The 13852-nt window shown below is 58.0% G+C and carries 11 protein-coding genes; 2 read left to right on the top strand and 9 right to left on the bottom strand.

The genetic code is table 11. The features are described from left to right. Positions 1-89 precede the first annotated feature (89 nt). From secF to queA, 5 genes are all read right to left on the bottom strand, one after another. Positions 90-1061: a protein translocase subunit SecF gene (gene secF, locus ABLU88_RS13140; RefSeq protein ID WP_004848195.1), complete on the bottom strand. Its 972-nt coding sequence runs from the start codon at positions 1059-1061 to the stop codon at positions 90-92. A gap of 10 nt (positions 1062-1071) precedes the next feature. Continuing rightward, complete coding sequence (secD, locus tag ABLU88_RS13135; protein WP_348836694.1) at positions 1072-2919, bottom strand: protein translocase subunit SecD; 1848 nt, start codon at positions 2917-2919, stop codon at positions 1072-1074. 27 nt (positions 2920-2946) lie between these two features. Further along, positions 2947-3279 (bottom strand): preprotein translocase subunit YajC, encoded by a 333-nt coding sequence (gene yajC, locus ABLU88_RS13130; RefSeq protein ID WP_004099423.1) that lies wholly within the window; start codon positions 3277-3279, stop codon positions 2947-2949. 22 nt (positions 3280-3301) lie between these two features. Next, on the bottom strand, positions 3302-4429 hold the full coding sequence (gene tgt / locus ABLU88_RS13125; RefSeq protein ID WP_004129667.1) for a tRNA guanosine(34) transglycosylase Tgt: 1128 nt from the start codon (positions 4427-4429) through the stop codon (positions 3302-3304). A 109-nt stretch (positions 4430-4538) separates the two neighbouring features. After that, positions 4539-5603, bottom strand: coding sequence for a tRNA preQ1(34) S-adenosylmethionine ribosyltransferase-isomerase QueA (gene queA / locus ABLU88_RS13120; protein ID WP_032694142.1), 1065 nt, complete (start codon positions 5601-5603; stop codon positions 4539-4541). 91 nt (positions 5604-5694) lie between these two features. Between queA and acpH the strand changes: the two genes are divergently transcribed. After that, a complete protein-coding gene (acpH, locus tag ABLU88_RS13115) occupies positions 5695-6276 on the top strand; it encodes an ACP phosphodiesterase (RefSeq protein ID WP_014228156.1) in 582 nt (193 codons plus the stop codon). A 170-nt stretch (positions 6277-6446) separates the two neighbouring features. Next, a complete protein-coding gene (locus tag ABLU88_RS13110; protein ID WP_004099418.1) occupies positions 6447-7049 on the top strand; it encodes a peroxiredoxin in 603 nt (200 codons plus the stop codon). Between the two features lie 47 nt (positions 7050-7096). On the opposite strand, the gene ABLU88_RS13105 is transcribed toward ABLU88_RS13110, so the two are convergent. The 4 genes from ABLU88_RS13105 to ABLU88_RS13090 form a co-directional block, all read right to left on the bottom strand. After that, on the bottom strand, positions 7097-8491 hold the full coding sequence (locus tag ABLU88_RS13105; RefSeq protein ID WP_348836691.1) for a DUF3999 domain-containing protein: 1395 nt from the start codon (positions 8489-8491) through the stop codon (positions 7097-7099). Then, entirely contained in the window at positions 8488-11145 is a 2658-nt protein-coding gene (locus ABLU88_RS13100) for a DUF2339 domain-containing protein (protein ID WP_046877007.1), read from the bottom strand. Before ABLU88_RS13100 ends, ABLU88_RS13105 begins: the two co-directional genes overlap by 4 nt. A 136-nt stretch (positions 11146-11281) precedes the next feature. Then, positions 11282-13150, bottom strand: a complete 1869-nt coding sequence (locus ABLU88_RS13095; RefSeq protein WP_014228153.1) for an amidohydrolase — start codon at positions 13148-13150, stop codon at positions 11282-11284. A gap of 24 nt (positions 13151-13174) precedes the next feature. After that, on the bottom strand, positions 13175-13720 hold the full coding sequence (locus tag ABLU88_RS13090) for an antibiotic biosynthesis monooxygenase (protein ID WP_004129650.1): 546 nt from the start codon (positions 13718-13720) through the stop codon (positions 13175-13177). Positions 13721-13852 lie beyond the last annotated feature (132 nt).

Below are 13852 nucleotides of genomic sequence, written 5' to 3'. Positions count from 1 at the left end.
GATACGGGAGAGTAACCAAAATCCGGGCGGCTGTAATAAAAAAATCCCGGCCTTGCGACCGGGATTCGTTTTATCGCTACGCGATTGCCTTACGGCAGAATTGACGGCTGATCCGCCCCTTCTTTCTCGACTTTCTGCTGCAGCATGTGCTCGCGCTTCATGCCCAGCTTCAGCGCCAGCGCGGACGCGACGTAGATAGAAGAAGCCGTACCGATGGAGACACCGATGAGCATGGTCAGCGAGAAGCCTTCCAGAATCGGACCGCCGAAGAGGTACAGCATCAGGATAACCATCAAGGTTGTCCCGGAGGTGATCAAGGTACGGTGCAGCGTTTGCGTCAACGACACGTTAAAGATTTCGTACGGCGTACCGCGGCGAATCTTGCGGAAGTTTTCACGAATACGGTCGGATACCACGATACTGTCGTTCAGCGAGTAGCCGATAACCGACATCAACGAGGCCACAATGGTCAGGTCGATCTCGATATGCAGTAGCGACAGCACGCCCATGGTGATCACCACGTCGTGCGCCAGCGCGATAACCACCCCTGCCGCCAGACGCCACTCAAAGCGGAAGCCGACGTAGATCAGGATACATACCAGCGCAGCTATCAGCGCCAGCGCGCCGGTCTGCGCAAGGTCCGCGCCAACGCTCGGCCCCACAAACTCAATACGTTTGACCGTCGCGTTCTGGCTGGTCGAGTCGTTAATCACGCTAACGACCTTGCTGCCCAGCTCCTGGCTGCCGTTGGCGTCATGCACCGGCGGCATACGCACCATGATGTCGCGGCTGCTGCCGAAGTTTTGCAGCTGCGGCTCTTCAAAGCCCGCCTTCTGCAGCGACTGACGCACCTGGTCCATATCGACAGGTTTTTCGAGGGTGATCTCAATCACCGTACCGCCGGTGAAATCCAGACCCCAGTTAAACCCGCGCACGCCAATAATAGCGATGGACAAAATCAGCAGAAAACCTGAAATGCCGAAAGCCCAGTAGTCCCAGCGCATAAAGTCCCAGACTTTACGGCCGTGGTTCAATTGTTCAACAGTATATTCCTGTGCCACAACGCACTCCTCAGATAGACAGCTTTTTAACGCGCTTGCCGCCGTACAGCAGGTTCACGATGGCACGGGTGCCGACGATAGCGGTAAACATTGAGGTCGCAATACCGATACCGGTGGTAATCGCAAACCCTTTAATGGCACCGGTACCGACCGCGTACAGGATAATGACTTTGATAAGCGTCGTAATGTTGGCATCAAAGATGGAGCTGAACGCGCCGCGATAACCTTCGTCAATCGCCTGCTGCACGGAGCGCCCGTTGCTCAGCTCTTCTTTAATACGTTCGTTAATCAGAACGTTCGCATCGACCGCCACCGCAAGGGTTAACACGATCCCCGCAATCCCCGGCATGGTCAGCGTCGCCCCCGGAATCAGGGACATAATGCCGACAATCAGCACCAGGTTAGCCACCAGCGCAGAGGTCGCAATCAGGCCGAACTTCTTGTAGAAGAAGATCATAAACAGGATGGAGACCACCAGACCGGCCAGACACGCTTCCAGGCCCTGCTTGATGTTCTGCATACCGAGGGTTGGACCGATGGTCCGTTCTTCAACAATCTGAATCGGCGCAATCAGCGCGCCTGCACGCAGCAGCAGGGAGAGCTGGCGCGCTTCGGTCGGGTTGCTGATGCCGGTAATACGGAAGCTGTTACCCAGACGAGACTGGATGTTGGCGATGTTAATCACCTCTTCCTCTTTCGCCAGAATCGCGCGCCCGTTGGCATCTTTCTTCCCGCTGTCTTTGTACTCCACAAACAGGGTCGCCATCGGTTTACCGATGTTGTCCTTGGTGAAGTTAGACATGATGTTGCCGCCAGCGCTATCCAGGGAGATGTTAACCTGCGCCTGGTTGTACTCATCCATGCTCGACGTCGAGTCGGTGATGTGGTCACCGGTGAGGATGACGCGCTTGTACAGCACAACCGGCTGGCCTTCGCGGGTATATTTCACTTCAGAGTCGCCCGGAACGCGACCGGCGGCCGCCGCGGCGCTATCAACGTTAGTGTTAACCAGACGGAATTCCAGGGTCGCGGTCGCGCCGAGGATCTCTTTCGCACGCGCGGTGTCCTGGATACCCGGCAGTTCAACCACAATACGGTCGGCGCCCTGACGCTGAACCAGAGGTTCGGCAACGCCCAGCTGGTTTACACGGTTACGCAGGATATTGATGTTCTGCTGAACGGCATATTCGCGGGCTTCTTTCAGACGGTCGTCGGTCATCACGGCTTTCAGGCCAGTGCTGCCCTGAGTGGAGATAACCAGATCGCGGTGACGAGGGCTAAGGTATAAGATAGCCTGGTCGCGCGCGGCGCTGTCGCGGAAAGCGATGCTCAGGCCGTAGTTGTCTTCTTTACGCACGGTCGCGTAAGGAATGCCTTTATCACGCAGTTCGCTGCGCAGGCTGTCGATATTTTGTTCCTGCAGTTTGCCCAGCGCGGTATCCATGTCGACTTCCATCAGGAAGTGCACGCCGCCGCGCAGATCAAGACCCAGCTTCATCGGCTCGGCATACAGGGCCGCCAGCCAGCGCGGGGTTGCCGGAGCAAGGTTAAGCGCCACGACGTATTTGTCACCCAGCACGCCCATCAGCGCTTCGCGCGCGCGCAGCTGGATATCAGTGGTGTCGAAGCGCGCAAGAATTGCGCCCTCTTCCAGTGCCACAGACTTCGCGGTAATTTTTTCTTCTTGTAGTGTTTTCTGGACCTGGATCAGCGTTTGCTCACTGGCGGCGACGCCGCGCGCGCCAGTGATTTGAACGGCCGGATCCTCACCATACAGGTTGGGAAGCGCATACACTAAGCCGACGACAATGACGACGACCAGCATGACGTACTTCCACAAAGGATAACGGTTTAACACGGCAGTTCCCTTAGGGAAAATGGGTAATTACAGCGCCTTCATGGTGCCTTTCGGCAGAACGGCAGCTACGAAGTCACGTTTGATAACCACTTCAGTGGTATCGTTCAGCGCGATAGCGATGTAGCCGCTTTCCGCGACTTTAGTGACGCGCCCAACCAGGCCACCGTTGGTCAGTACTTCATCGCCTTTGGCAATGGAGTTCATCAGGTTTTTATGTTCCTTGGTGCGTTTCTGCTGTGGGCGCAGGATCATGAAGTAAAAAATCAGACCAAACACCACCAGCATCAGGATCAGAGACATCGGGCTGCCCTGCGCCGCGCCACCGGTTGCTGCTACCGCATCAGAAATAAAAAAGCTCATTGAAATTCCCTCATTATTAAAATTAGTCAACGTTCAAAGGTGGAACGGTTCGACCCTGACGTTGGTAAAAATCGGTCACGAAGCTCTCTAATTTACCCTCTTCAATAGCCTTGCGTAAACCAGCCATTAAGCGCTGATAGTATCGCAGGTTATGAATGGTATTGAGTCGCGCGCCCAATATTTCGTTGCAACGGTCAAGATGATGCAAGTAAGCGCGTGAATAGTTGCGACAGGTGTAGCAATCACATTCTGCATCCAGCGGCGAAGTATCGCTCTTGTGCTTCGCGTTACGGATTTTCACCACGCCGTCGGTGACGAACAGGTGGCCGTTGCGCGCATTGCGCGTCGGCATGACGCAGTCGAACATATCGATCCCGCGACGCACCCCTTCAACCAGATCTTCCGGCTTACCGACGCCCATCAGGTATCGCGGCTTGTCGGCCGGGATCTGCGGGCAGACGTGCTCCAGAATACGGTGCATATCTTCCTTCGGCTCGCCGACAGCCAAACCGCCGACAGCGTAGCCATCAAAGCCAATCTCTACCAGACCTTTAACAGAGATATCACGTAAATCTTCGTAAACGCTGCCCTGAATGATGCCAAACAGCGCGTTTTTGTTGCCCAGACCGTCAAACCGATCGCGGCTGCGCTTCGCCCAGCGCAGGGACATTTCCATCGAGCGCTTAGCGTAATCCCAGTCCGCCGGATACGGCGTACATTCGTCAAAGATCATCACAATATCGGAACCGAGATCGTACTGAATCTCCATGGATTTTTCCGGATCGAGGAAAATCGGATCGCCGTTGATCGGGTTGCGGAAGTGCACGCCCTGCTCGGTGATTTTGCGAATATCGCCGAGGCTGAAGACCTGGAAGCCGCCGGAGTCGGTGAGGATCGGTCCTTTCCACTGCATAAAGTCGTGCAGATCGCCGTGCAGCTTCATGATCTCCTGACCAGGACGCAGCCACAGATGGAAGGTGTTGCCGAGGATGATTTGCGCGCCGGTCGCTTCAACTTCTTCCGGCGTCATCCCTTTTACGGTGCCATAGGTGCCAACCGGCATAAAGGCTGGCGTTTCAACGACGCCGCGCTCAAACACAAGACGGCCGCGGCGCGCGCGACCATCGGTGGTATCTAACTCAAATTTCATTATCACTCCCGCGTCAGAAAAACAGTCTGACGTTTAACGACTCGCTACGAAATGATTCCATAGCTAATAAATTCCTGAAGGCGTCAAAATAACCAGCGCGACAGCCTTCTTATGGGCGCTCAAAAATAGCCTGCGGATTGTACGTGATAAACATCGCGTCCCCGTAGCTAAAAAAGCGATATTTTTGTTCTACCGCAGCCTTATAGGCGTTCATGGTGTGCTGATAGCCGGCAAATGCGGAAACCAGCATAATCAGCGTGGATTCAGGCAGATGGAAGTTGGTCACCAGCGCATCAATGACTTTGTACTGATAGCCCGGGTAGATGAAAATCTGCGTATCGCCGAAGAAAGGCTCAATCAGGTCGTTTTTCGCCGCCTGCGCCGCGCTTTCCAGCGAACGCACCGAGGTCGTGCCCACCGCAATCACCCGGCTGCCGCGCGCTTTTGCCGCCAGCACCGCATCGACCACCTCCTGCGGCACTTCCGCATATTCAGAGTGCATAATATGCTCTTCAATGCTGTCTACGCGTACCGGCTGGAAGGTTCCTGCCCCCACGTGCAGCGTGACGAACGCCATCTCAACGCCCTTTTCGCGAAGCTTCGCCAGCATCGGCTCATCAAAGTGCAGGCCGGCGGTTGGCGCCGCAACGGCGCCCGGTTTTTCGCTGTATACGGTCTGATACAGCTCGCGGTCGGCGTCTTCGTCAGGACGATCGATGTACGGCGGCAGCGGCATATGGCCGATAGCGTTGAGAATGTCCAGCACGCTGCGCGCGTCGTCGAACTCAACTTCAAACAGCGCGTCGTGGCGCGCAACCATGGTCGCTTTAATGCTTTCATCGTCGCCGAGCAGCAGCGCCGCGCCCGGTTTCGGCGCTTTAGACGCGCGAATATGTGCCAGAATACGTTTATCATCGAGCATGCGCTCGACCAGCACCTCAATCTTGCCGCCGCTGGCTTTACGGCCAAACAGGCGGGCCGGGATCACGCGGGTATTATTAAAAACCAGCAGATCGCCAGGGTTGAGCTTGTCGAGTAAATCGGTGAAAGTACCGTGCGTCAGCGCGCCCGTCGGCCCGTCTAATGACAGCAAGCGGCAGCTGCTGCGCTCGGGCATGGGATAGTGGGCAATCAGGGATTCGGGTAATTCAAAGGAGAAATCGGCGACGCGCATGGCATATACTCATGACTTAAAAACAGGCGGCTTAGTCTAGTGCTCACACCTCTTCGCTGCAACAACTAGCCGTATCCGGATAACGAATCGCATGAATTTTCTCGCACACCTGCACCTCGCCCATCTCGCTGACAGCTCCCTTTCCGGTAATTTACTGGCCGATTTCGTTCGCGGCGACCCCGCCGGCGAGTGGCCCGCTGACGTCGTGGAGGGCATTTTTATGCACCGCCGGATCGATGTACTGACGGATAACCTGCCCGAAGTCACCGAAGCCAAAGGGTGGTTTCGTCCCGAAACGCGCCGGGTCGCGCCGATTACGCTGGATGTGATGTGGGACCATTTCTTGTCACGCCACTGGACGCAGCTGTCGCCCGAGCTGCCGCTGCCGGAGTTTGTCCGCTACGCCCACGCCCAGGTCTCGTTTATTTTGCCCGATTCCCCGCCGCGTTTTGTCAATCTCAACGAATACCTGTGGTCAGAGCGCTGGCTTGAACGCTATCGGGATATGGCGTTTATTCAGCGGGTTCTGAACGGTATGGCCAGCCGCCGTCCGCGGCTGGACGCCCTGCGCGACTCCTGGCAGGATCTGGATACCCATTACGATCGTCTTGAGCAGCAGTTCTGGCGCTTCTACCCGCAGATGATGGCGCAGGCGAAAAAAGGTGAACTGTAAAAGATTGCGCTTTTTTGGCAAAAGACTATTCTGAATAGCCGTTTCAAATAACGATTGATAGGCAAAACCTATATCATCGATTGTCAGCGTCACGTTGAGTTCGCCGGCGCCTCTCCCTATACTTGCCCGCGTTGCGTTCCAATTAACCTTAGTATTAACAGGAGAATCATATGGTTCTGGTTACTCGTCAGGCTCCGGACTTCACCGCGGCAGCGGTTTTAGGTAACGGCGAAATCGTTGAGAAATTCAACTTCAAACAGCACACCAGCGGTAAAGCCACCGTTCTGTTCTTCTGGCCGATGGACTTCACCTTCGTTTGCCCGTCTGAACTGATCGCGTTCGACAAGCGCTACGAAGAATTCCAGAAACGCGGCGTAGAAGTGGTTGGCGTTTCTTTTGACTCCGAGTTCGTCCACAACGCGTGGCGTAACACCCCGGTAGACCAGGGCGGCATCGGCCCGGTTAAATACGCCATGGTTGCTGACATCAAACGCGAAATCCAGAAAGCGTACGGTATTGAGCACCCGGACGAAGGCGTTGCCCTGCGTGGTTCCTTCCTGATCGACGCCAACGGCGTTGTTCGTCACCAGGTGGTTAACGACCTGCCGCTGGGCCGTAACATCGACGAAATGCTGCGTATGGTTGACGCGCTGCAGTTCCACGAAGAGCACGGCGAAGTTTGTCCGGCGCAGTGGGAAAAAGGAAAAGAAGGTATGGCCGCTTCTCCGGAAGGCGTCGCTAAATACCTGACCGAGAACGTATCCAGCCTGTAATCGGCGTACGTTCGGCAAAAGGCTCGCAGATGCGAGCCTTTTTTGTTTTATACGGAGCCGCTTTTTTTCACTTCGCGCCAGATTCGCCACGCCATCAGCGCCAGCACCAGGACGCCCACTATTAGCGCTCCCCACACCAGCAGCGTTTTCCAGCCGCTCTGCTGCTCGGTAGCCGACGTCGCCGTCAACCGCGCTTCACCGCCGAGGGTGACGCTCTCCTGCGCGACGGCCAGCGGTAGATCGCTTACAGCCTGCGTTTTGCGCAGCGACGCCGGTATCAGCATGTCCATGGCGACATCTGCCTTTGGCGCCGCCCGGTTGCCCCAGGCCAGCATATAAGGCCCTTTTCCCTGGGTATTAAAAATCAGCTGGTATTTGTCTCGCGCACCGCTTATCGCGGGCAGCGACGTCGGTAATCGGGCGTTAATCGTTGTGATCCGCACCGCTTCAACCGGCTGGCCTGAAAGTTGAATATCCTCCGAACGCTTGCCGTCCAGTCGATACAGCACGATTTTGGTCAGCGGCTGCCAGGCTTCTTTTTCGCCGCTGCGCCAGGAGAGCGCGACCGGCAGAACCCCTTCGCTGGCCATCGATATCCTGAGCGAAGTCAGCGGCTGAGGCCGGGCCCAGCGCCAAACGGCTTCCTCATCTGAAATCTTGTTCGCCTGCGCATCAAGCTCAATGCGCGTAGACTCGGGCTCTCTGCGTTCGGCCAGGGCCGTCACGCTATTTAACACGACCGCCTTGCTTTGCGAATCGAGGATCACCAGCAGGTAACGATTCCCGTCCGCGGAGAGCGTCAGGTCAGCGCTAATGGTATCCATTTTCAAACGATCGCTATCGCGCGCCAGATCCATAAGGGGCGCATCCTCCTGGACAGGGCGCCAGTACTTCAAATCCCGACTGGAATAGACCGACGCTTTCCCCTGCCAGCTGCCCGCCAGCGCCGCCCAGTTCAGCCGCAGCTGAGCCAGCGCAAACGCGTCCGTTTTCTCCGCCGGTAGCGTCAGTAAGTAGCTCTGCCCGAGCGCCTTCGCATCATCGGTTTCCAGATGAATTTCGATCCCCGTTGTTGAACGCAGAACCAGCGATTCTCCGCCGCGTCGCCCCTCTTCGCGCGGCGGAACCGGCGACATCTCCAGAGGGAAAAGCCGCAGCGTCATCGCTTCAGGCGTAACGGGCTGCGCCTTCTGCACCTGCAGCGCGAACGGTACGGTCTCTCCCTGATGGTTAAATACCCGCACATCGCGCAGGTCAGGCCACGCCGTCCCCTGATAGAGCAGCGGGGAAAGCTCGACGCGATACCAGGGCGACGCGCCGGTGGTTTCCAGCATCACCCCCTGCATATAGTCCAGTGGTTTTTCTCGCGCTTCATCGCCGCTGACAGCCGCGCCCGTCACGCCCAGCAGTACGCTGCATAACACCGCTTTCATCCATTTCATTTTTCTTCTCCTGCTTTGGGCGGTAACGGGGAAAAATACCCGACGATCAGCACCAAAATAGCCACGCCGATAAACGCGACAGCGCGCGCCAGCCCGCCGCCGCGCGCGCTGTCCACCAGCATGAGTTTCACAATGACAACGCCTAACAACGCCGCGCCGCACAGCCATTCGCGGCGGGAGTGTCGCCGCGTCGCACGCAGCATGACCGCCAGCGCCGCCAGCGTCCAGACCAGAGCGAAAGTGGTCTGAATTAAGCGCGAATGCCACAGCGCCTCTATATTCCAGGCCACCTCGCCGTACCAGGCCAGGGCGCGCAGCAGCAGGCCATTCAGCCACCAGAAGCCGAGCGCCAGCAGCGCGACCGCGGGCCAGGGGCGGCATACCGATAGCTGCAGCGGAAAATAACGCCGCGAAACGCGATAAAATATCGTCAGCCCAAGCAGCGCGAAAGCGGCGCCCTCTTCCAGCGGGTTAATCAACGGCAAATAGGTCTGACCGTAGACCGTACCATCCTGCACGTTCGTCAGCGTTAGCAGGCATCCCAGCGCAACCGCCACCGGTATCATGGCCTGAGAGGCATACAGCCCAGGCCATACCCGGAATGGCCATATTTGCCGATGAACGGCTTCAGAGACAAGGAAGATCAGCCCCCCGCCTGCCGCCATCATTAATCCACTCGCCCAGGCCGACATCCCCCACGGCAAATCCCGGGTAAACCAAAACAGCTCCATCGCCAGCGCCAGCAACACCATCCAGAACAGCGACAGGTGGGCGAGCCTGTTTATGCGCGGCGGGAGCGAAGGCCCATCACGCCAGAGCAGCGCCACCGCCGCGGGCAGCGCCGCGCACCAGGCCAGATTTTGCCAGCCAGCAGCGAAAATCTGCTGTTGGGATAGCTGATAAAACAGCACTATCAGCATCATTGGCCACAACAACCATTTGCTGGCATCCAGCTCTTGCCAGACTAAACGCGCAGCGACCGCGCGCCAGCACCATACCGACGCGGCCAGCGTCGCCAGCACGCCAAATATAATCTGCGAGTCTTTACTCAACGCCAGCTGCGATGCGCCGACAAGCGCCACCACCCAGAACAGTAGCCCGCCCAAAAGCAGTCCTCCACTGGCGTGCACTTCAATGCTTCGCCACAGCCAGGCGGCGACCAGCCAGCTAAGACTGAGTACAGCGAAAATCAGCAGCAAAGAAAGCGGCGTGGCGTCATTTGCCTGCGCCCAGAGCGCGCTGCCAACCGCCAAAAAGAGTAGCGCAGTCCCACTATAGCTCATACGCCGCTGCTGCTGTTGCACGCCCAGCCAGAGGATCCCGAGCCCCTCCAGCGACCAGGCCATCGCGGTCCAGCGAGCCGAAAGCGCAAGGGGAATAGCAAGGGTGGTAAATGCGCCGCCGAGCGCCAGCGCGGCCAGTACCAGCGGCTTCCCTAAAGAGGGGTAGCGACGCAGTGCCAGCCAGGCTAAAGCCAGATAGAAGCCACCGTAGCCCAGCGCGCTGAGCGCCGGACCGTATTCCATATGCCGGGTGATAGCGTACTGCATACCAAAGCCGACCAGCGGCGGTGCAAACAGCAGAACGCCGTCAATAATCTGCTTACCCTTTTCCTGCGCCCGCAGCGACAGCGCCACGCTCAACACGCCAAAAATAATCGTATTGGCGATTAAGAACAGCTGGCAGCTCAGGTAATACTCTGGCCGATAATCATTCAGCCCCCACAGGCCACCGACGCCAAAGGTAAACAGCAGGCCAAGCAGATTAAGCTCCCGCCAGTGCTGGCGGATGCTGATGGTAAGAATGCCCACCGACAGCAGAAGATAAAATGAGAACAACGCCACATGACTGCCGCCGCCGGTAGAGAGCAGCAGCGGCGCAAGATAACCGCCAAGACTCGCCAGCATGGCCAGGCTGAGCGCTTTTTGCACAATCGCCAGCCCTACGCTCGCCGCGCAAATCACCACCAGCAGCGCAAACGCCAGGGTCATCGGCAGCATCTGCCACAGGCGAAAGGCGCCAAAAACGGTGAGATAGAGCGCCCCCGTTGCCCCACCCTGTAAGATCAGGGCGTACATCGGTTGCTTATGCCGCAACCGCCATCCGACAGCCAGCAGGACAATGGCGAACAACGACGCCGCGACCAGACGCAACTCGAGGGGGAAAAGAGCGTGTTCCACGGTATAGCGCAGCAGAAAGGAGAGGCCAAGAAACAGCAGCAGGATCCCGAGCTTCGCCAGCGGGTTACCCTGCATAAACCAACGAACCAATGACGATACCATCCCGCCAAACGCGGAAGGTTGTTCGGTTTCAGGAGCCGATTTCGCCATCTGCTCCGGCTTCGGCGTTGGCTTCGGCTGCGAAAGCCATGGGTCAACGGCTTCCGCCACGGGCGCCGGTGATGGCTCGTGTTCTACCAGCGCTGTTGCGTCAACAGAGGCAACGACTTCCGGAGCAGTCGGCACGACGCCACTTGCCTCCGCCACCGGTGCCTGCGCAACGCCGCGCAGCTCAAGCTCCTCAACCCGACGCTGCAAAGCCGCCAGTTCCACACGGACCGCCGCGCTGCGCCTGAGCGCGGCAATCGCCACGAGCGGCCCAACCACCAGCCCGCAGAATAAAATCACAGCGCCAAAGATCAGTAGATCATCCATGTTCTCACCTTCACTGTTTGAAGAGGGAGCAGAATGACACACATTGTCTTATCAGCGCTATCCGAGAAAATGAAAAAGGCCAATGAGGGCGTGAACGCTCTCATTGGCCTACCGGTACTAATAAGCGTCCGTCGCGCTAAAAAGCAAAGCAGGAGCAGCCGAGTACGCCCCAGAACGCCTGCTCATCGGCAACCGGAATCGCCGATTTGCGCGCAATATCATGCTGATGCCCATGTACGCCGCAGCTGCCGCAGCACTGGTGCATCTGAACTATCGCGCCGATATTCGCGGCCGTCGGCGGCGCGGAACGGTAATGGCCCGGAACTTTCACCACCGGCGACCACTCGGGCAGCACCGGAATGGGCGGCGGCGCCAGCGGCGAAAAGTGTCCCGCCGCGTACACCACCTTGCCGTCCACCACCGTCAGCACCGACTCGATCCCCTTGATTTCCTCTTCCGCGACGCTGAAGTAGTCTTTCGACAGCACCACAAGGTCGGCAAGCTGGCCTTGCTCAATGCGCCCTTTCTTGCCCTGCTCGCTGGAAAACCACGCGCTTCCCGCCGTCCACAGCTCCAGCGCCACGTCGCGCGGCAGGCGGTTGCTGTCGTCGTACATCGCCATCCCGCCGACGGTACGCCCTGATACCAGCCAGTAAAGCGCGGTCCACGGATTGTAGCTCGCCACGCGGGTGGCATCCGTCCCCAGACCCACCGGAACCTCCAGTTCGAGCATTTTCGCGACCGGCGGTGTATGTTTGACCGCGTCTTTACCGTAGCGGTCGACAAAATATTCGCCCTGGAAAGCCATACGGTGCTGTACGGCAATGCCGCCGCCCAGCGCTTTAACGCGTTCGATATTGCGCTCGGTGATGGTTTCCGCATGATCGAAGAACCAGTGCAGCCCGTTGAACGGAATATCGCGATTCACCTTCTCGAAGACGTCGAGCATCCGGCTGATGGATTCATCATAGGTGGCGTGCAGGCGGAACGGCCAGCGGTGTTCAACCAGATGGCGCACCACCCGCTCCAGCTCATCTTCCATCCCTTCCGGCAGATCCGGACGCGGCTGGAGGAAGTCTTCGAAATCCGCCGCCGAGAAAACCAGCATCTCCCCGGCGCCGTTGGCGCGGTAAAAATCGGTGCCCTGTCCCGGCTTGAGCATATCGGTCCAGCGCTCAAAATCTTCCAGCTCCTGCTTAGGCCGCTGGGTAAACAGGTTATAGGCGATACGTACGGTCATCTGCTCTTTGGCGTGCAGCTGTTCAATAATTTCATAATCTTCCGGGTAGTTCTGGAAACCGCCCCCGGCATCAATAGCGCTGGTCAGCCCCAGACGATTAAGCTCGCGCATAAACTGCCGCGTTGAGTTGACCTGAAGTTCCAGCGGCAGCTTCGGCCCTTTGGCCAGCGTCGAGTAGAGGATCATCGCATTGGGTTTGGCGATCAGCATCCCGGTCGGGTTGCCGTTACCGTCGCGAACGATCTCGCCGCCCGCCGGATCCGGGGTCTCTTTGGTGTAGCCCACCGCCTTCAGCGCCGCGCGGTTCAGCAATGCGCGATCGTACAGATGCAGGACAAATACCGGCGTATCCGGCGCCGCATCGTTAAGCTCCTCCAGCGTCGGCATCCGCCGTTCGGCGAACTGGAACTCGCTCCAGCCGCCGACCACCCGCACCCACTGCGGCGACGGCGTGCGATCGGCCTGATCTTTTAGCATCCGCAGCGCGTCCGCCAGCGAGGGAACCCCCTCCCAGCGCAGCTCCAGATTGTAGTTCAGGCCGCCGCGGATCAGGTGCAGGTGGGAGTCGTTCAGGCCGGGGATCGCCGTATGGCCTTTGAGATCGATAATTTGCGTCCCGTCCGCGGCAAAGCTCATGATCCGATCGTGGCTACCGACGGCGAGAATTTTACCGTCAGCGATCGCCACCGCATCGGCCAGGGGATTTTGACGATCGAGAGTATGAACCCGACCGTGGGTCAGGATCAGTGTGGCAGTTTGCGACATAACGCACTCCTTCAGGAGACTGGCTCAGTTTTTCTTTAACCAGCCAGCAAACAGACGGGTCACGATGGGCATCCAGAACCAGACCACCAGCGCGACCACACAGGCATCATTGATCAGATGCAGCAACAGGCTTCCCTTCAGCGAGGGCAACAGTATTCCGGTTATTGATGGCACCAGGTTTGTACTGGGGAAAATCACCAGCAGGGTGATTAAAAATTGCTTCCAGCGTCGCGGCTGGCGCACGTTCGCCGCGGGCGGCGTAAACCAGAAGGCCGGTTCAGTCCGGACTTCGGTACGATCGCCTTCGCTCAGCAGCGGCGCAATTTCCGCCACCAGCTGGCGGCGGGTCTCCGACTGGGTCCAGGCGTAAAGATGCTCAATGGTGTCGAAGCGAATAATCACGCTCCATAAATTCTGCCCGGGGGCCGGACGAATGACGTTTGCGCCAAGATGGCCGGGAAACTCTGCCGCAATCGGCATAATTTTGCCCAGCCACGCTTCATACCGCTGGCCATGCTCCGGGTCGAGCACATGGCTGATCACCAGGGTCACCGATTTCTGTTGCGCCATTAAGAGTTCCTTGCTTCAGGGAATGGCGGGTTGTCCGCCGCCATTCGCTATACATGACCATACACAAAATCATTCACGCTGCGTCGAGGCGGCAAGGTTGTTCGTCCCCGGGAGCTGACATGAGTCAGTGAC

Origin of the sequence: Klebsiella sp. GW_Kp182, from assembly GCF_040062275.1 — a bacterium.
Lineage (GTDB): Bacteria > Pseudomonadota > Gammaproteobacteria > Enterobacterales > Enterobacteriaceae > Klebsiella > Klebsiella michiganensis.
Note: the sequence above shows the minus strand (reverse complement) of the source record. Positions and strands in the feature narration are given on the sequence as shown.